17 protein-coding genes and 1 tRNA gene are annotated in these 19,806 nt (G+C 55.1%); all 18 read right to left on the minus strand.

Annotated elements, in window-relative coordinates; genetic code table 11:
* Positions 1 to 8 precede the first annotated feature (8 nt).
* Positions 9 to 308, minus strand: coding sequence for a 50S ribosomal protein L23 (rplW, locus tag CKW17_RS24335; RefSeq protein WP_002555488.1), 300 nt, complete (start codon positions 306 to 308; stop codon positions 9 to 11).
* Positions 305 to 907: a 50S ribosomal protein L4 gene (rplD, locus tag CKW17_RS24340; RefSeq protein ID WP_007918468.1), complete on the minus strand. Its 603-nt coding sequence runs from the start codon at positions 905 to 907 to the stop codon at positions 305 to 307. The genes rplW and rplD overlap by 4 nt, the downstream gene beginning before the upstream one ends.
* Before the next feature lie 12 nt (positions 908 to 919).
* Complete coding sequence (gene rplC / locus CKW17_RS24345) at positions 920 to 1,555, minus strand: 50S ribosomal protein L3 (RefSeq protein WP_003228738.1); 636 nt, start codon at positions 1,553 to 1,555, stop codon at positions 920 to 922.
* 80 nt (positions 1,556 to 1,635) lie between these two features.
* Positions 1,636 to 1,947, minus strand: a complete 312-nt coding sequence (gene rpsJ, locus CKW17_RS24350) for a 30S ribosomal protein S10 (RefSeq protein WP_003186070.1) — start codon at positions 1,945 to 1,947, stop codon at positions 1,636 to 1,638.
* A gap of 157 nt (positions 1,948 to 2,104) precedes the next feature.
* Complete coding sequence (gene tuf, locus CKW17_RS24355) at positions 2,105 to 3,298, minus strand: elongation factor Tu (protein WP_095122212.1); 1,194 nt, start codon at positions 3,296 to 3,298, stop codon at positions 2,105 to 2,107.
* Between the two features lie 31 nt (positions 3,299 to 3,329).
* The gene (fusA, locus tag CKW17_RS24360; protein WP_016984188.1) at positions 3,330 to 5,435 is read right to left on the minus strand and encodes an elongation factor G; all 2,106 of its coding nucleotides are present in this window, start codon (positions 5,433 to 5,435) and stop codon (positions 3,330 to 3,332) included.
* A gap of 30 nt (positions 5,436 to 5,465) precedes the next feature.
* Entirely contained in the window at positions 5,466 to 5,939 is a 474-nt protein-coding gene (gene rpsG / locus CKW17_RS24365; RefSeq protein WP_007916467.1) for a 30S ribosomal protein S7, read from the minus strand.
* Between the two features lie 107 nt (positions 5,940 to 6,046).
* The gene (gene rpsL / locus CKW17_RS24370) at positions 6,047 to 6,418 is read right to left on the minus strand and encodes a 30S ribosomal protein S12 (RefSeq protein ID WP_003186084.1); all 372 of its coding nucleotides are present in this window, start codon (positions 6,416 to 6,418) and stop codon (positions 6,047 to 6,049) included.
* Positions 6,419 to 6,633: 215 nt separating this feature from the next.
* A complete protein-coding gene (rpoC, locus tag CKW17_RS24375; RefSeq protein ID WP_034156498.1) occupies positions 6,634 to 10,833 on the minus strand; it encodes a DNA-directed RNA polymerase subunit beta' in 4,200 nt (1,399 codons plus the stop codon).
* Positions 10,834 to 10,897: 64 nt separating this feature from the next.
* Positions 10,898 to 14,971, minus strand: coding sequence for a DNA-directed RNA polymerase subunit beta (rpoB, locus tag CKW17_RS24380; protein ID WP_016984190.1), 4,074 nt, complete (start codon positions 14,969 to 14,971; stop codon positions 10,898 to 10,900).
* A gap of 221 nt (positions 14,972 to 15,192) precedes the next feature.
* Positions 15,193 to 15,558, minus strand: a complete 366-nt coding sequence (gene rplL, locus CKW17_RS24385; protein ID WP_003228750.1) for a 50S ribosomal protein L7/L12 — start codon at positions 15,556 to 15,558, stop codon at positions 15,193 to 15,195.
* A 74-nt stretch (positions 15,559 to 15,632) separates the two neighbouring features.
* On the minus strand, positions 15,633 to 16,133 hold the full coding sequence (gene rplJ, locus CKW17_RS24390) for a 50S ribosomal protein L10 (RefSeq protein WP_095122214.1): 501 nt from the start codon (positions 16,131 to 16,133) through the stop codon (positions 15,633 to 15,635).
* A 198-nt stretch (positions 16,134 to 16,331) separates the two neighbouring features.
* A complete protein-coding gene (gene rplA / locus CKW17_RS24395; RefSeq protein WP_007916481.1) occupies positions 16,332 to 17,027 on the minus strand; it encodes a 50S ribosomal protein L1 in 696 nt (231 codons plus the stop codon).
* Positions 17,027 to 17,458: a 50S ribosomal protein L11 gene (gene rplK / locus CKW17_RS24400; protein WP_003228756.1), complete on the minus strand. Its 432-nt coding sequence runs from the start codon at positions 17,456 to 17,458 to the stop codon at positions 17,027 to 17,029. The genes rplA and rplK overlap by 1 nt, the downstream gene beginning before the upstream one ends.
* A 117-nt stretch (positions 17,459 to 17,575) precedes the next feature.
* A complete protein-coding gene (nusG, locus tag CKW17_RS24405; RefSeq protein ID WP_007916492.1) occupies positions 17,576 to 18,109 on the minus strand; it encodes a transcription termination/antitermination protein NusG in 534 nt (177 codons plus the stop codon).
* Positions 18,110 to 18,118: 9 nt separating this feature from the next.
* Positions 18,119 to 18,487 (minus strand): preprotein translocase subunit SecE, encoded by a 369-nt coding sequence (gene secE, locus CKW17_RS24410; protein ID WP_007916493.1) that lies wholly within the window; start codon positions 18,485 to 18,487, stop codon positions 18,119 to 18,121.
* Between the two features lie 45 nt (positions 18,488 to 18,532).
* Positions 18,533 to 18,608 (minus strand) — tRNA-Trp (locus CKW17_RS24415).
* Positions 18,609 to 18,661: 53 nt separating this feature from the next.
* A partial coding sequence (tuf, locus tag CKW17_RS24420; protein ID WP_095122215.1) for an elongation factor Tu occupies positions 18,662 to 19,806 on the minus strand: 1,145 nt, incomplete at its 5' end.

Here is a 19,806-nt window from a genome sequence, read left to right on the forward strand (position 1 = left end):
CCCCTTCCTTACTCAGCACTGCTGCTGAAATCGAGATCTTGGCCTGGCTGAAGGGAGATAACTGCCTTCTTCCAGTCATTACGCTTGCCCAGACCGCGAGCAGTGCGCTTGCTCTTACCCAGAACATTCAGGGTAGTGACGCGCTCTACTTTCACGCTGAACAGGCTTTCGACGGCCTTCTTGATTTCCAGCTTGGTTGCGTCAGTAGCAACCTTGAAAACGAACTGGCCTTTCTTGTCTGCCAGAACCGTAGCCTTCTCGGAAACGTGCGGGCCAAGCAGAACTTTAAATACGCGTTCCTGGTTCATCCCAGCAGCTCCTCGAATTTCTTCACGGCCGACACGGTGATCAACACCTTGTCGTATGCGATCAGACTAACTGGATCGGAACCTTGGACGTCACGTACATCTACGTGCGGCAGGTTACGAGCAGCCAGGTACAGGTTCTGATCAACAGCGTCCGACACGATCAAAACGTCGGTCAGGCTCATGTTGTTCAGCTTGCCCAGCAGATCTTTGGTTTTCGGAGTTTCAACAGCGAAATCCTGAACCACGACCAGACGATCAGTACGCACCAGCTCAGCAAGGATGGAACGCATTGCTGCGCGATACATCTTCTTGTTCAGCTTCTGGGAGTGATCCTGTGGACGTGCTGCAAAAGTGGTACCGCCGCCACGCCAGATTGGGCTACGGATAGTACCGGCACGAGCACGGCCAGTACCTTTCTGACGCCATGGGCGCTTACCGCCACCACGAACGTCGGAACGGGTCTTCTGCTGCTTGGTACCTTGACGGCCGCCAGCCATGTAGGCCACGACTGCTTGGTGAACCAGCGTCTCGTTGAATTCGCCGCCAAATGTCAGTTCGGAAACTTCGATCGCTTGAGCGTCATTTACATTTAATTGCATGTCAGCTTCCCCTTAACCGCGAGCCTTGGCTGCTGGACGTACAACCAGGTTGCCGCCAGTAGCGCCAGGAACAGCACCCTTGACCAACAACAGATTGCGTTCAGCGTCCACGCGCACTACTTCCAGGGACTGCACGGTCACGCGCTCAGCGCCCATATGACCGGACATTTTTTTGCCCTTGAATACACGACCAGGAGTCTGGCACTGGCCGATAGAGCCTGGGACGCGGTGGGATACGGAGTTACCGTGGGTGTTATCTTGCCCGCGGAAATTCCAACGCTTGATCGTACCCTGGAAGCCTTTACCCTTGGACTGACCGGTTACATCAACCAGTTGACCAGCGGCGAAGATTTCAGCGTTGATCAGATCGCCAGCCTGGTACTCGCCTTCTTCAAGACGGAATTCCATGGTAGTGCGACCAGCGGCAACGTTCGCTTTAGCGAAGTGGCCAGCCTGAGCTGCTGTTACACGCGAAGCACGACGCTCGCCGACAGTGACTTGCACTGCACGATAGCCATCGGTCTCTTCAGTTTTGAACTGGGTGACGCGATTCGGTTCGATCTCAATGACCGTGACCGGAATGGAGACACCTTCTTCGGTGAAAATACGGGTCATACCGCATTTACGACCGACTACACCAATAGTCATGTTGTAAACCTCATGAGTGTACGGGGCTTTCACCCGCTATGGCCGCCCATTTCAGAGCGTTACACGACTAAGACCGAGTCTTAGCCGAGGCTGATCTGCACTTCCACACCGGCCGCAAGATCAAGCTTCATAAGAGCATCAACGGTTTTATCCGTTGGCTGGACGATGTCCAGAACGCGCTTATGAGTGCGGATTTCGTACTGGTCGCGCGCGTCTTTGTTGACGTGCGGAGAAACCAGAACGGTGAACCGCTCTTTACGGGTAGGCAGTGGAATTGGACCACGCACTTGAGCACCAGTACGTTTCGCGGTTTCCACGATTTCCTGGGTTGATTGGTCGATCAGGCGATGGTCGAAAGCCTTCAACCTGATACGGATTTGCTGATTTTGCATTGGATTTCAGACTCCGGCTGCTATTCCCACCGAGCGCAATACGCCCGTTAAAAGGAGGCGCAATTCTATAGACGCCCCAGATAGGTGTCAACCCAATAAAAAAGCCCCCGCTGAGCGGGGGCTTTTTCAAGTCAACAAGCAAACTCTATAAAAGAGATTACTCGATGATTTTGGCTACGACGCCAGCGCCGACGGTACGACCGCCTTCACGGATAGCGAAACGCAGACCGTCTTCCATCGCGATGGTTTTGATCAGGGTAACAGTCATCTGAATGTTGTCACCTGGCATTACCATTTCAACGCCTTCTGGCAGCTCGCAGTTACCAGTCACGTCAGTAGTACGGAAGTAGAACTGTGGACGGTAGCCTTTGAAGAACGGAGTGTGACGACCGCCTTCTTCCTTGCTCAGAACGTAAACTTCTGCGGTGAACTTGGTGTGCGGCTTAACCGAACCCGGCTTAACCAGAACCTGACCACGCTCAACGTCGTCACGCTTGGTACCACGCAGCAGAACGCCGCAGTTCTCGCCAGCACGACCTTCGTCGAGCAGCTTGCGGAACATTTCAACACCGGTGCAAGTAGTAACGGTGGTGTCACGCAGACCAACGATTTCCAGCGGATCCTGAACGCGAACGATACCGCGCTCGATACGACCAGTCACAACAGTACCGCGACCCGAGATCGAGAATACGTCTTCGATTGGCATCAGGAATGGCTTGTCGATCATACGAACTGGTTCTGGGATGTAGCTGTCCAGAGTTTCAACCAGCTTCTTGACGGCAGTGGTGCCCATCTCGTTGTCGTCTTTGCCTTCCAGAGCCATACGAGCCGAACCGATGATGATCGGAGTGTCGTCGCCTGGGAAGTCATAGGTGGACAGCAGGTCGCGAACTTCCATCTCAACCAGTTCCAGCAGCTCTGCGTCGTCTACCAGGTCAGCCTTGTTCAGGAAAACCACGATGTACGGAACGCCTACCTGACGGGACAGCAGGATGTGCTCACGGGTTTGTGGCATCGGACCATCAGCGGCCGAGCAAACCAGGATAGCGCCGTCCATTTGAGCAGCACCGGTGATCATGTTCTTCACATAGTCAGCGTGACCTGGGCAGTCAACGTGAGCGTAGTGACGGATCAGCGAGTTGTACTCAACGTGCGCGGTGTTGATGGTGATACCGCGAGCTTTTTCTTCTGGAGCGCTGTCGATCTTGTCGAATTCAACTACGGCCGAACCGAAAACTTCGGAGCAGACGCGAGTCAGAGCAGCGGTCAGAGTGGTTTTACCGTGGTCAACGTGACCGATAGTGCCAACGTTGACGTGCGGTAGGGAACGATCAAATTTTTCTTTAGCCACGACAATTAACTCCTAGCCTAAAGGGGCTGAATCAGCCTTGTTTTTTGGTTACGGATTCGACGATGTGCGACGGAGCCGTATCGTATTTTTTGAATTCCATAGAGTAGCTTGCGCGACCCTGGGACATGGAACGAACGTCGGTCGCATAACCGAACATCTCACCCAGTGGAACTTCGGCACGGATAACCTTGCCGGACACTGTGTCTTCCATACCCTGGATCATGCCGCGACGACGGTTAAGGTCGCCCATCACATCACCCATATAGTCTTCAGGCGTAACAACCTCTACAGCCATGATCGGCTCAAGCAACTCACCACCGCCCTTCTGGGCCAGTTGCTTGGTCGCCATGGAGGCAGCCACTTTAAACGCCATCTCGTTGGAGTCGACGTCGTGGTAAGAACCATCGAACACGGTAGCCTTCAGGCCGATCAGCGGATAGCCGGCAACAACGCCGTTCTTCATCTGCTCTTCGATACCCTTCTGGATAGCCGGGATGTATTCCTTAGGAACCACACCACCTACAACTTCGTTCACGAATTGCAGACCTTCCTGACCTTCGTCAGCAGGAGCAAAACGGATCCAGCAGTGACCGAACTGGCCACGACCGCCGGATTGACGAACGAACTTGCCTTCGATTTCACAGTTCTTCGTGATGCGCTCACGATACGAAACCTGAGGCTTGCCGATGTTGGCTTCGACGTTGAACTCACGGCGCATCCGGTCAACCAGGATGTCCAGGTGCAGCTCGCCCATGCCGGAGATGATCGTCTGACCAGTCTCTTCATCAGTTTTAACGCGGAAAGACGGGTCTTCCTGAGCAAGCTTGCCCAGAGCGATACCCATTTTTTCCTGGTCATCCTTGGTCTTAGGCTCTACGGCAACCGAAATAACCGGCTCCGGGAAGTCCATGCGAACCAGGATGATTGGCTTGTCAGCGTTGCAGAGGGTTTCACCAGTGGTGACGTCCTTCATGCCGATCAGGGCCGCGATGTCACCAGCGCGTACTTCCTTGATCTCTTCGCGGGCGTTTGCGTGCATTTGCACCATACGACCCACGCGCTCTTTCTTGCCTTTAACCGAGTTGATCACGCCGTCGCCGGAGTTCAACACGCCCGAGTAAACGCGGACGAAGGTCAAGGTACCCACGAATGGGTCGGTAGCGATCTTGAACGCCAGAGCCGAGAACGGCTCCGCATCGTCTGCATGACGCTCCAGCTCGATTTCCTCGTTATCAGGGTCAGTACCCTTGATCGCAGGAATATCGGTCGGTGCAGGCAGGAAGTCGATAACGGCGTCGAGAACCAGGGGAACGCCCTTGTTCTTGAACGAAGAACCGCAAACAGCCAGAACGATTTCGCCGGCGATAGTACGCTGACGCAAAGCAGCTTTGATCTCTTCGATCGACAGCTCTTCGCCTTCCAGGTACTTGTTCATCAGCTCTTCGTTGGCTTCAGCAGCAGCTTCAACCATGTTGTTGCGCCACTCTTCAGCCAGCTCTTGGAGCTCGGCAGGAATGTCCTTGCGAACAGGGACCATACCTTTGTCAGAGTCGTTCCAGTAGACAGCTTGCATGTTGATCAGATCGATCTGACCCTGGAAGTTGTCTTCGGAACCGATGGCCAACTGGATCGGCACCGGAGTGTGACCCAGACGCTGCTTGATCTGACCGATCACGCGCAGGAAGTTGGCACCAGCACGGTCCATCTTGTTTACGTAAACAAGACGTGGAACACCGTATTTGTTGGCTTGACGCCATACGGTTTCCGACTGAGGCTCAACACCCGAAGTACCGCAGAACACAACGACAGCGCCGTCGAGTACGCGCAGGGAACGCTCAACTTCAATAGTGAAGTCAACGTGGCCCGGGGTATCGATTACGTTGAAGCGGTGCTCGTCCTTGTACTGCTTCTCGGAACCTTTCCAGAAAGCGGTGATGGCAGCAGAAGTAATGGTAATACCACGCTCCTGCTCCTGCACCATCCAGTCTGTGGTCGCGGCGCCATCATGCACCTCGCCCATTTTGTGACTTTTGCCGGTGTAAAAAAGGACGCGCTCGGTGGTGGTGGTTTTACCAGCATCCACGTGAGCGACGATACCGATGTTACGGTAGCGGCTAATCGGAGTAGTACGAGCCATAAAGCCCTCGCAAAATTAGTGAAGCTAAAATTAGAAGCGGTAGTGCGAGAAAGCTTTGTTGGCTTCAGCCATACGGTGCACGTCTTCACGCTTCTTAACAGCAGCACCTTTACCTTCAGCAGCATCCAGCAGTTCGCCAGCCAAACGCAGAGCCATAGACTTCTCGCCACGCTTACGGGCGAAGTCTACCAACCAGCGCATTGCCAGAGCGTTACGACGGGAAGGACGAACCTCGACCGGAACCTGGTAAGTAGCACCACCAACGCGGCGCGACTTCACTTCGACCAGCGGAGCGATGGCGTCGAGTGCTTTTTCGAAGAGTTCCAGGGGATCGGTGCCAGCCTTACGGGTCGCAACGGTTTCCAGGGCACCATAAACGATACGCTCGGCAACGGCTTTCTTGCCGCTTTCCATAACGTGGTTCATGAATTTGGCGAGGATCTGGCTTCCGTATTTCGGATCGTCCAGAATCTCACGCTTTGCTGCTACGCGACGTCTTGGCATGATAAGCCCTCAAGCGGTCTTCAGGTTAGCTCGGGACAGATCCAATGGATGCGTGCCCGACCTTACTCTTATCGACTCAATAAAATGAAAATCTGCAAAACGGCCGATTACTTCGGACGCTTGGTACCGTACTTCGAACGACCCTGGTTACGACCTTTAACGCCGGAAGTATCCAAGGAGCCGCGAACGGTGTGGTAACGAACACCTGGCAAGTCTTTTACACGACCGCCGCGGATCAGTACCACGCTGTGCTCTTGCAGGTTGTGACCTTCACCACCGATGTACGAGGAAACCTCGAAACCGTTGGTCAGGCGCACACGGCATACTTTACGCAGTGCCGAGTTAGGTTTTTTCGGCGTAGTGGTGTACACACGGGTGCACACGCCACGACGTTGCGGGCAGTTCTGCAGCGCAGGTACGTCGGATTTCTCGACGATACGCTTACGCGGCTGACGTACCAGCTGGTTGATAGTTGCCATCTACTAGCTCCACTGTTGTCTTGCGACGCTATTGTCTTGCAAGAAAAGCAAAATGGCAGGAACGAATTCCCGCCAAATTTAGGGGATCAAGAGTCTAAAGAGGATCTTGTCCCCAGTCAAGGCAAGGCCCCGACCTCCCCGCCCGTCGAACCTTGACAATATGTCTCGATTCGACGAACGGAGCGATCAGGGCCTCAGCTCATTTACCGCAGAACTCAGTTACCGCTCGAGTTCAGCGCTTCGGTCAGTGCAGCTTCCACTTCACTGGCGCTTACGCGCAACGGCTTGTCAGCATCACGGCGACGCTTGCGCTCGCTGTGATAGGCCAGACCGGTACCGGCCGGGATCAGACGACCCACGACTACGTTTTCTTTCAGGCCGCGCAGGTAATCGCGCTTGCCGGTGACTGCCGCTTCGGTCAGTACGCGGGTGGTTTCCTGGAAGGAAGCCGCCGAGATGAACGATTCGGTGGACAACGACGCCTTGGTGATACCCAGCAGAACGCGAGTGTATTTGGAGACGAACTTGTCTTCGCCGCCCAAACGCTCGTTCTCTACCAGTACGTGAGTCAGTTCCATCTGGTCGCCCTTGATGAAACTCGAATCGCCGGATTCAGCGATTTCAACTTTACGCAGCATCTGACGCAGGATGGTCTCGATGTGCTTATCGTTGATCTTCACGCCTTGCAGACGGTAAACGTCCTGGATCTCGTTAACGATGTACTTGGCCAGCGCGCTCACACCCAGCAGACGCAGGATGTCGTGCGGATCGCTTGGGCCGTCGGAGATAACTTCGCCGCGGTTTACCTGTTCGCCTTCGAACACGTTCAGGTGACGCCACTTCGGAATCAGCTCTTCGTACGGATCGGAACCGTCGTTCGGGGTAATAACCAGACGGCGCTTGCCTTTGGTCTCTTTACCGAACGCGATGGTGCCGCTGACTTCAGCCAGAATCGACGCTTCTTTCGGACGACGGGCTTCGAACAAGTCGGCAACACGCGGCAGACCACCGGTGATGTCGCGGGTCTTCGAAGTTTCTTGCGGGATACGCGCGATAACATCACCGATCGCGATCTTCGCACCGTCAGCCACACCGACCAGGGCGTTGGCTGGCAGGAAGTACTGAGCGATAACGTCAGTGCCTGGCAGCAACAGATCCTTGCCGTTGTCGTCGACCATCTTCACTGCTGGACGGATTTCTTTGCCCGCAGCTGGACGATCTTTCGCGTCGAGGACTTCAATGTTGGTCATACCGGTCAATTCGTCAGTCTGACGCTTGATCGTGATGCCTTCTTCCATGCCCACGTAGGTCACGGTACCTTTCATTTCGGTAACGATTGGGTGAGTGTGCGGATCCCACTTGGCCACGATTGCGCCAGCGTCGACCTTGTCACCTTCTTTAACCGAAATCACAGCACCGTACGGCAGCTTGTAACGCTCGCGCTCACGACCGAAGTCATCAGCGATGGCCAGCTCACCGGAACGGGACACAGCAACCAGGTGACCATCCACTCGCTCAACGTGTTTCAGGTTGTGCAGACGGACGGTACCGCCATTCTTCACCTGAACGCTGTCGGCTGCGGAAGTACGGCTTGCCGCACCACCGATGTGGAACGTACGCATCGTCAGCTGGGTACCCGGCTCACCGATGGACTGGGCAGCGATAACGCCGACCGCCTCACCGATGTTCACCTGGTGACCACGAGCCAGATCACGGCCGTAGCACTTGGCGCAAATGCCATAGCGGGTTTCGCAGCTGATCGGCGAACGCACGATTACTTCGTCGATGCTGTTCAGCTCGATGAACTCGACCCACTTCTCGTCTACCAGAGTACCGGCCGGAACGATGACGTCCTCGGTACCTGGCTTGAATACGTCACGGGCAATAACACGACCCAATACGCGCTCACCCAACGGCTCTACAACGTCACCGCCTTCAATGTGCGGAGTCATCAGCAGACCGTGTTCGGTGCCGCAATCGATCTCGGTTACAACCAGATCCTGCGCCACGTCTACCAGACGACGAGTCAGGTAACCGGAGTTCGCAGTTTTCAACGCGGTATCCGCCAGACCTTTACGAGCACCGTGAGTCGAGATGAAGTACTGAAGTACGCTCAAACCTTCACGGAAGTTCGCAGTAATCGGCGTTTCGATGATGGAACCGTCCGGCTTGGCCATCAGACCACGCATACCGGCCAGCTGACGAATCTGTGCTGCGGAACCCCGCGCACCCGAGTCGGCCATCATGTACATCGAGTTGAAAGACTCTTGATCGACTTCAACGCCGTGACGGTCGATAACCTTCTCTTTCGAGAGGTTGGCCATCATTGCCTTGGAAACTTCGTCGTTCGCTTTCGACCAAAGGTCGATCACTTTGTTGTACTTCTCGCCCTGGGTTACCAGGCCGGAGGCGTACTGGCTCTCGATCTCTTTCACTTCGTCGGTGGCAGCACCGATGATGCGGGCTTTTTCATCCGGGATAACGAAGTCGTTAACACCGATGGAAACGCCGGAGATGGTCGAGTAAGCGAAACCGGTGTACATCAACTGGTCAGCGAAGATCACGGTCTCTTTCAAACCAACCACGCGGTAGCACTGGTTGATCAGCTTGGAGATCGCCTTTTTCTTCATAGGCAGGTTGACGACGTCGTACGACAGACCTTTTGGCACAACCTGGAACAGCAGCGCACGGCCGACAGTGGTGTCGACGATACGGGTACCGCTCACGCTGTTGCCGTCACGGTCGTTGACGGTTTCGTTGATACGAACCTTGACCTTGGCGTGCAGTGCGGCTTCGCCGGCACGGAACACACGGTCAACTTCCTGCAGATCCGCGAACACACGACCTTCGCCTTTGGCGTTGATCGCTTCACGAGTCATGTAGTACAGACCCAATACAACGTCCTGCGACGGAACGATGATTGGCTCACCGTTGGCTGGCGACAGAATGTTGTTGGTCGACATCATCAACGCACGCGCTTCCAACTGGGCTTCCAGTGTCAGCGGTACGTGCACGGCCATTTGGTCGCCGTCGAAGTCGGCGTTGTACGCGGCGCAGACCAGAGGGTGCAGCTGGATAGCCTTACCTTCGATCAGTACCGGTTCAAACGCCTGGATACCCAGACGGTGAAGGGTCGGTGCACGGTTGAGAAGAACCGGGTGTTCGCGAATCACTTCAGCGAGAACGTCCCAAACCTCTGGCAGTTCGCGCTCGACCATTTTCTTGGCCGCTTTGATGGTGGTCGCGAGACCACGCATTTCGAGCTTGCCGAAAATGAACGGTTTGAACAGCTCGAGAGCCATCTTCTTCGGCAGACCGCACTGATGCAGACGCAGAGTCGGGCCTACGGTAATTACCGAACGACCGGAGTAGTCAACACGCTTACCGAGCAAGTTCTGACGGAAACGACCTTGCTTACCCTTGATCATGTCAGCCAGGGATTTCAGAGGACGCTTGTTCGAACCTGTGATAGCGCGGCCACGACGACCGTTGTCGAGCAGGGCATCGACAGCTTCCTGCAACATACGCTTTTCGTTGCGCACGATGATGTCCGGAGCGGACAGATCCAGCAGGCGCTTCAAACGGTTGTTACGGTTGATCACTCGACGATACAGATCGTTGAGGTCGGAAGTCGCGAAACGACCGCCATCCAGCGGGACCAGTGGACGCAGATCTGGCGGCAGAACCGGCAGAACGGTCAGCACCATCCACTCTGGCAGGTTGCCGGAACCCTGGAAGGCTTCCATCAACTTCAGACGCTTGGACAGCTTCTTGATCTTGGTTTCGGAGTTGGTTTGCGGAATTTCTTCACGCAGACGGCCAATCTCGTGTTCCAGGTCGATAGCGTGCAGCAGTTCACGGACAGCTTCAGCACCCATGCGGGCGTCGAAGTCGTCACCGAACTCTTCCAGCGCTTCGAAGTACTGCTCGTCGTTCAGCAGCTGACCTTTTTCAAGGGTGGTCATGCCTGGATCGATAACGACATAGCTCTCGAAGTAGAGAACGCGTTCGATATCACGCAGGGTCATGTCCATCAGCAAGCCGATACGGGACGGCAGCGATTTCAGGAACCAGATATGGGCAACCGGCGAAGCCAGTTCGATGTGCGCCATGCGCTCACGACGAACCTTGGCCAGTGCAACTTCAACGCCGCACTTCTCGCAGATCACACCACGGTGCTTCAAGCGCTTGTACTTACCGCACAGGCACTCGTAATCCTTTACCGGGCCAAAGATCTTGGCGCAGAACAGACCGTCACGCTCAGGTTTGAACGTACGGTAGTTGATGGTTTCCGGCTTTTTAACTTCACCGAACGACCATGAGCGGATCATCTCAGGCGAGGCCAATCCGATACGGATGGCGTCGAACTCTTCGACTTGACCCTGGTTTTTCAGCAAATTCAGTAGGTCTTTCAAGGCCTTTCCTCCTGGCGGAGCAGAGAGCGGGCAATCCTGCCCCGCTCTCGATTCGCGTCACGTGTTATTCGGTTTCCAGATCGATATCGATGCCGAGGGAACGAATTTCCTTGATCAACACGTTGAAGGACTCGGGCATGCCCGGCTCCATACGGTGATCGCCATCCACGATGTTTTTGTACATCTTGGTACGGCCGTTCACATCGTCCGACTTCACTGTGAGCATTTCTTGCAGAGTGTAAGCAGCACCGTATGCTTCCAGTGCCCAGACCTCCATCTCCCCGAAACGCTGACCACCGAACTGCGCCTTACCACCCAGCGGCTGCTGGGTAACCAGGCTGTACGAACCGGTAGAACGCGCGTGCATCTTGTCGTCTACCAAGTGGTTCAGCTTCAGCATGTACATGTAGCCAACGGTAACTGGACGCTCGAACTTGTTGCCGGTACGGCCGTCAGTCAGCTGCATCTGGCCGCTTTCCGGCAGGTCTGCCAGTTTCAGCATGGCCTTGATTTCGCTTTCCTTGGCGCCGTCGAACACTGGAGTGGCCATTGGAACGCCGCCACGCAGGTTCTTCGCCAGATCCAGGATTTCCTGATCGGAGAAGCTGTCCAGATCTTCGTTACGACCGCCGATCTGGTTGTAGATCTCGTCCAGGAAGGTACGCAGCTCAGCGACTTTACGCTGCTCTTCGACCATCCGGTTGATCTTCTCGCCCAGACCTTTGGCCGCGAGGCCCAGGTGGGTTTCAAGGATCTGACCAACGTTCATACGCGAAGGTACGCCCAGTGGGTTGAGGACGACGTCGACCGGGGTGCCATTGGCATCGTGCGGCATGTCTTCAACCGGCATGATCACGGAGACCACACCTTTGTTACCGTGACGACCGGCCATCTTGTCGCCCGGCTGGATGCGACGACGGATTGCCAGGTAAACCTTGACGATTTTCAGCACGCCTGGAGCCAGGTCATCGCCCTGCTGCAGTTTGCGCTTCTTGTCTTCGAACTTGTCGTCCAGCAGACGGCGGCGATCAACGATGTAGGCCTGAGCCTTCTCAAGCTGCTCGTTCAGAGCATCTTCAGCCATGCGCAGTTTGAACCACTGACCATGCTCAAGACCGTCGAGAACTTCATCGGTGATGTCCTGACCTTTCTTCAGACCTGCGCCGCCTTCAGCCTTATGACCTACCAGAGCGGAACGCAGACGTTCGAAAGTCGCGCCTTCAACGATACGGAACTCTTCGTTCAGATCCTTGCGGATCTCGTCGAGCTGAGTCTTCTCGATCGACAGTGCACGAGCATCACGCTCAACGCCGTCGCGGGTGAAGACCTGTACGTCGATGACAGTACCTTTGGTACCGGTAGGTACACGCAGGGAAGTGTCTTTAACGTCGCTGGCTTTTTCACCGAAGATTGCACGCAGCAGTTTTTCTTCCGGAGTCAGCTGGGTCTCGCCTTTCGGAGTGACCTTACCGACCAGGATGTCGCCTGCGCCAACTTCAGCACCTACGTAAACGATACCGGCTTCGTCCAGTTTGTTCAGTGCAGCTTCACCCACGTTCGGGATGTCTGCAGTGATCTCTTCAGGCCCAAGCTTGGTGTCACGGGCCACACAGGTCAGTTCCTGAATGTGGATCGTGGTGAAACGGTCTTCCTGGACCACACGCTCGGACAGGCAGATGGAGTCTTCGAAGTTGAAGCCGTTCCATGCCATGAACGCGATGCGCATGTTCTGACCCAGCGCCAGTTCACCCATGTCGGTGGACGGGCCGTCGGCCATGATGTCGCTACGCTGAACGCGATCACCCTTGCTCACCAGCGGACGCTGGTTGATGCAGGTGTTCTGGTTCGAGCGGGTGTATTTGGTCAGGTTGTAGATGTCGACACCAGCTTCGCCGGTTTCAACTTCGTCATCAGCAACACGAACTACGATACGGCTGGCGTCGACGGAATCGATCACGCCACCACGACGAGCCACGACGCAAACGCCGGAGTCACGGGCTACGTTACGCTCCATGCCGGTACCTACCAGCGGCTTGTCAGCGCGCAGGGTTGGTACAGCTTGACGCTGCATGTTCGAACCCATCAACGCACGGTTGGCGTCGTCGTGCTCAAGGAACGGAATCAGCGACGCTGCAACCGAAACTACCTGCTTCGGCGAAACGTCCATCAAGGTGACTTCTTCAGGCGCCTTGACGGTGAATTCGTTCAGGTGACGTACGGCTACCAGTTCGTCAATCAGGACTTTCTGGTCGTTCATGGTCGCCGAAGCCTGCGCGATCACGTGATCGGCTTCTTCAATAGCGGACAGGAACACGATCTCGTCGGTGACCACACCCTCTTTTACCACGCGGTACGGGCTTTCCAGGAAGCCGTACTGGTTGGTGCGAGCGTACGCAGCCAGGGAGTTGATCAGACCGATGTTCGGACCTTCCGGCGTTTCAATCGGGCATACACGACCGTAGTGAGTCGGGTGTACGTCACGGACTTCAAAGCCTGCGCGCTCACGAGTCAGACCGCCAGGGCCGAGTGCAGAGACACGACGCTTGTGGGTGATCTCGGACAGCGGGTTGTTCTGGTCCATGAACTGCGAGAGCTGGCTGGAACCGAAGAACTCTTTCACCGCTGCAGCCACTGGCTTGGCGTTGATCAGGTCTTGCGGCATCAGGCCTTCGCTTTCAGCCATCGACAGACGCTCTTTGACCGCACGCTCAACACGTACCAGGCCAACGCGGAACTGGTTCTCGGCCATTTCGCCTACACAGCGAACACGACGGTTACCCAGGTGGTCGATGTCATCGACGATGCCTTTACCGTTACGGATGTCGACCAGAGTCTTCAGTACCGCGACGATGTCTTCCTTGCACAGCACGCCCGAACCTTCGATCTCGGTACGACCGATACGACGGTTGAACTTCATCCGGCCGACCGCAGACAGGTCATAGCGCTCAGGGCTGAAGAACAGGTTGTTGAACAGGGTTTCGGCAGCGTCTTTGGTTGGCGGCTCGCCTGGACGCATCATGCGATAGATCTCGACCAGCGCTTCCAATTGGTTGCTGGTGGAGTCGATCTTCAGAGTGTCGGAGACGAACGGACCGCAGTCGATATCGTTGGTGTACAGAGTTTCGATGCGAACAACACCAGCCTTGGCAATTTTTGCCAGGACCTCAGTGTTCAGCTCGGTGTTGCACTCTGCCAGGATTTCGCCGGTAGCCGGGTGCACGATGACCTTGGCGGTAGTACGACCCAGGACGTAGTCCAGAGGTACTTCCAGAGTCTTGATGCCGGCTTTTTCGATCTGGTTGATGTGGCGCGCGGTAATACGGCGGCCCGCTTCAACAATGACCTTGCCCTTCTCGTCCTGAATGTCCAGAACCGCAATTTCACCACGCAGACGCGAAGCAATCAGTTCCAGGCTGAGGGTTTCGCCGCTCAGCTTGAAGACGTTGGTGGTGTAGAACGCGTCCAGCACTTCTTCAGTGGTGTAACCGAGCGCACGCAGCAGTACCGATGCCGGCAGCTTGCGACGACGGTCGATACGCACGAACACGCAGTCTTTCGGGTCGAACTCGAAGTCCAGCCACGAACCGCGGTAAGGAATGATGCGCGCGGAGTACAGCAGTTTGCCGGAGCTATGCGTCTTGCCGCGGTCGTGGTCGAAGAACACGCCCGGGGAACGGTGCAGCTGGGAAACGATTACACGCTCGGTACCGTTGATTACGAAGGTACCGTTCTCAGTCATCAGGGGGATTTCACCCATGTAGACTTCTTGCTCTTTGATGTCCTTGATCGCTTTGTTCGACGATTCTTTGTCGAAAATGATCAGGCGCACTTTTACCCGCAAAGGTACGGCGAAAGTTACACCGCGCAATACGCATTCTTTGACATCAAATGCCGGTTCGCCCAGGCGATAACCGACGTACTCCAGCGCAGCATTGCCGGAGTAGCTGATGATCGGGAAAACGGATTTGAAGGCCGCATGCAGGCCCACGTCGCGGAACTGATCTTTAGTCGCTCCCGCTTGCAAGAATTCACGATACGAATCCAGCTGGATGGCCAGGAGGTAAGGCACATCCATGACGTCCGGCAACTTGCTAAAGTCCTTGCGGATACGTTTTTTCTCAGTATATGAGTAAGCCATCAGCGTTCCCCAGCTTGGTCACCTGCTTGTTTGGCCCCTCCCGACGGGAGCAGCCAGAAAATCGTGCAAACCCCATGGTTTGCTCCACCGCATCGGGTGGTTACAGCGCCTTTATCAGCACCGACCCAGTCGGCTGCCAATAACGGAAAAAGGCCGGTGGCAAGAGCCACCAGCCATCAGCCTGTCGCTTGACGCTCGGGCTGGAGGAGCAAAGTCGATACTTATTTCAGTTCGACTTTAGCGCCTGCTTCTTCCAGCTTCTTCTTGGCGTCTTCAGCAGCTTCTTTCGAAACGCCTTCAGCTACAACCTGAGGAGCGCCGTCTACTTTCTCTTTGGCTTCTTTCAGGCCCAGACCGGTCAGTTCACGAACTGCCTTGATCACGTTAACCTTCTTCTCGCCAGCTTCCAGCAGAACAACGTTGAACTCGGTTTGCTCTTCAACAACAGCGGCAGCAGCAGCTGGACCAGCCGAAGCAGCAGCAGCGGTAACACCGAAGGTTTCTTCCATCGCTTTGATCAGCTCAACGATTTCCACTACGGATTTCTGGCCGATTGCTTCGATGATTTGTTCGTTAGTCAGAGACATGACTCAATTCCTGAATTGGGGGACGGCCTACGCGACCATCGAAATAAACAAAAAACGCGAGAAGTTGACGAGCCTTAGGCTGCGGCAGCTTCTTTCTGGTCGCGAATTGCCGCCAGAGTACGAGCCAATTTGCTGGTAGCGCCTTGAATCACGCTCATCAGCTGAGAAATTGCTTCGTCACGGGTCGGCAGAGTTGCCAGTACGTCGATCTGATTAGCTGCGAGGAACTTGCCCTCGAACGCAGCTGCCTTGATCTCGAACTTGTCCTGACCCTTGGCAAACTCTTTGAAGATACGGGCAGCAGCACCCGGATGTTCGTTCGAGAATGCAATCAGGGTCGGGCCGGTGAACACGTCGTTGAGGACACTGTATTGAGTGTCAGCAACAGCGCGCTTGAGCAGGGTGTTACGTACAACACGTACGTAAACGCCAGCTTCACGAGCCTCTTTACGGAGTCCGGTCATTGCGCCTACTGTTACGCCACGTGCATCAACCACGACAGCGGACAGAGCGACTTTGGCAGCCTCGTTGACTTCAGCGACGATGAGCTTCTTGTCTTCGAGATTAATTGCCACGGGTTTAACTCCTGCTTGTTACCGTTTCATTCGATCGAAACCGAATGTCGTTTTGGTGTCTGATTCGGTAAGGAACCGGGAGCACCATCTGCGTAGGCTTATGGTTTAAGACTTGCGTCGCCTACGGTCTTGGATAGCCCCCGCCAGGCAGGGACCCCAATCTTTCAATTGGCACGAACCATCGCGCCAACCTTTGTCTTACGCGTCGAGCGAGCTCTGGTCGATGACCAGACCTGGGCCCATAGTGGTGCTCAGGGTAACGCGCTTGACGTAGATACCTTTCGAAGAAGCTGGCTTGATACGCTTCAGATCAGCGATCAGGGCTTCAACGTTTTCCTTCAGCTTGACGGCGTCGAAGCCCATCTTGCCAACGGAAGTGTGAATGATGCCGTTTTTGTCGGTGCGATAACGAACCTGACCAGCTTTAGCGTTTTTAACCGCAGTAGCTACGTCTGGAGTTACAGTACCAACCTTAGGGTTAGGCATCAGACCACGTGGACCGAGGATCTGACCCAGTTGACCTACAACGCGCATGGCATCCGGGGATGCAATCACTACGTCATAGTTCAGATCGCCGCCTTTCATTTCGGCAGCCAGGTCGTCCATACCTACACGGTCAGCGCCGGCAGCCAGAGCGGCCTCAGCAGCTGGACCTTGGGTGAACACAGCAACGCGAACAGTCTTGCCAGTGCCGTGCGGCAGCACAGTAGCGCTACGGACAACCTGGTCGGATTTACGCGGGTCAACGCCCAGGTTTACAGCAACGTCGAACGACTCGCTGAACTTGACAGTCGACAGCTCAGCCAGCAGAGCAGCAGCGTCTACAATGTTGTAGGCCTTGCCTGCTTCGATTTTGCCGGCGATAGCCTTTTGACGCTTGGTCAGCTTAGCCATTACACACCCTCCACGTTAAGGCCCATGCTACGAGCAGAACCGGCGATAGTACGCACGGCTGCATCCATATCAGCTGCAGTCAGATCCGCGTTTTTGGTTTTCGCGATTTCTTCCAGCTGAGCACGGGTAACGGTACCAACCTTAACGGTGTTCGGACGAGCGGAACCGCTAGTCAGACCGGCCGCCTTCTTCAGCAGAACCGAAGCAGGGGTGGATTTAGTTTCGAAAGTGAAGCTACGGTCGCTGTAGACAGTGATGATCACTGGAGTCGGCAGGCCAGCTTCAAGACCCTGAGTACGGGCGTTGAAAGCCTTGCAGAATTCCATGATGTTCACGCCATGCTGACCCAGAGCAGGACCAACTGGTGGACTTGGGTTAGCCTGAGCGGCCTTCACTTGCAGCTTGATGTAAGCGGTAATTTTCTTGGCCATGAGGCACTCCAATTACGGGTTCGAACGCCTCGAAAGGCTCCCCGGTTACTTGCGCGTTTATCCCAGTGACGACAAAACCCCACAGCCTAGGGCTGCGGGGTTGGGATGCTTGTCCAGTTAGACCTTTTCGACCTGACTGAACTCCAACTCTACCGGAGTAGAGCGACCGAAAATAAGCACAGCCACTTGGATCCGGCTCTTTTCGTAGTTAACTTCTTCAACAACGCCATTGAAATCAGCGAATGGACCGTCGTTGACTCGCACCGTTTCACCCGGCTCGAAGAGAGTCTTCGGCTTAGGCTTGTCGCTACCATCAGCAACACGACGCAGAATTGCTTCCGCCTCTTTATCGGTGATTGGTGCAGGCTTATCGGCTGTACCGCCAATGAAACCCATCACCCGAGGAGTATCCTTGACCAAGTGCCAAGTACCCTCATTCATATCCATCTGAACCAGAACATAGCCTGGAAAGAACTTGCGCTCGCTTTTGCGCTTCTGGCCATTACGCATTTCAACCACTTCTTCAGTGGGAACCAGAATCTCGCCGAAGCCATCTTCCATGCCAGCCAGCTTCACGCGCTCGACCAGCGAGCGCATCACATGCTTCTCGTAACCCGAGTAAGCATGCACAACATACCAACGCTTAGCCACGGGACACCCTTAGCCGACAATCAAGGAAACAAGCCAGCCGAGCAGGGAATCAAGCCCCCACAACAGCAACGCCATAACCAGAACAACAGCCACCACAATCAGGGTGGTCTGCGTGGTTTCTTGGCGAGTTGGCCACACGACTTTACGAATCTCGGTGCGAGCTTCCTTAACCAGTACAAAGAAAGACTTGCCCTTCGCAGTCTGCAGGCCTACAAAGGCAGCTACAGCAGCAATGACAAGCAAAGCGAGTACACGATACAGGATCGGCGAAGCAGAGTAATACTGATTGCCAACAACGCCAACAACCACCAAAGCGACAACTACAAGCCACTTGAGCAGATCGAAGCGAGAGCCTTGAGCTTCAGCTTTAGGAGTCATCTATGAAGATCCTGTGAAAAGAAAGCCAGACACACCGAGTGAATCTGGCAGGTCAGGAGGGAATCGAACCCCCAACCTACGGTTTTGGAGACCGTCGCTCTGCCAATTGAGCTACTGACCTAAAACAAAATCAGGCCGACCATTATGCCGGCCCGAAAAATACATTACAACCACTTACTCGATGATTTTAGCTACGACGCCAGCGCCGACGGTACGACCGCCTTCACGGATAGCGAAACGCAGACCGTCTTCCATCGCGATGGTTTTGATCAGGGTAACAGTCATCTGAATGTTGTCACCTGGCATTACCATTTCAACGCCTTCTGGCAGCTCGCAGTTACCAGTCACGTCAGTAGTACGGAAGTAGAACTGTGGACGGTAGCCTTTGAAGAACGGAGTGTGACGACCGCCTTCTTCCTTGCTCAGAACGTAAACTTCTGCGGTGAACTTGGTGTGCGGCTTAACCGAACCCGGCTTAACCAGAACCTGACCACGCTCAACGTCGTCACGCTTGGTACCACGCAGCAGAACGCCGCAGTTCTCGCCAGCACGACCTTCGTCGAGCAGCTTGCGGAACATTTCAACACCGGTGCAAGTAGTAACAGTGGTGTCACGCAGACCAACGATCTCCAGCGGATCCTGAACGCGAACGATACCGCGCTCGATACGACCAGTCACAACAGTACCGCGACCCGAGATCGAGAATACGTCTTCGATTGGCATCAGGAATGGCTTGTCGATCATACGAACTGGTTCTGGGATGTAGCTGTCCAGAGTTTCAACCAGCTTCTTGACGGCAGTGGTGCCCATCTCGTTGTCGTCTTTGCCTTCCAGAGCCATACGAGCCGAACCGATGATGATCGGAGTGTCGTCGCCCGGGAAGTCATAGGTGGACAGCAGGTCGCGAACTTCCATCTCAACCAGTTCCAGCAGCTCTGCGTCGTCTACCAGGTCAGCCTTGTTCAGGAAAACCACGATGTACGGAACGCCTACCTGACGGGACAGCAGGATGTGCTCACGGGTTTGTGGCATCGGACCATCAGCGGCCGAGCAAACCAGAATAGCGCCGTCCATTTGAGCAGCACCGGTGATCATGTTCTTCACATAGTCAGCGTGACCTGGGCAGTCAACGTGAGCGTAGTGACGGATCAGCGAGTTGTACTCAACGTGCGCGGTGTTGATGGTGATACCGCGAGCTTTTTCTTCTGGAGCGCTGTCGATCTTGTCGAACTCAACTACGGCCGAACCGAAAACTTCGGAGCAGACGCGAGTCAGAGCAGCGGTCAGAGTGGTTTTACCGTGGTCAACGTGACCATGGT

It is taken from the genome of Pseudomonas sp. Irchel s3f10 (genome assembly GCF_900187515.1).
Taxonomy (GTDB): Bacteria; Pseudomonadota; Gammaproteobacteria; order Pseudomonadales; family Pseudomonadaceae; genus Aquipseudomonas; species Aquipseudomonas tensinigenes.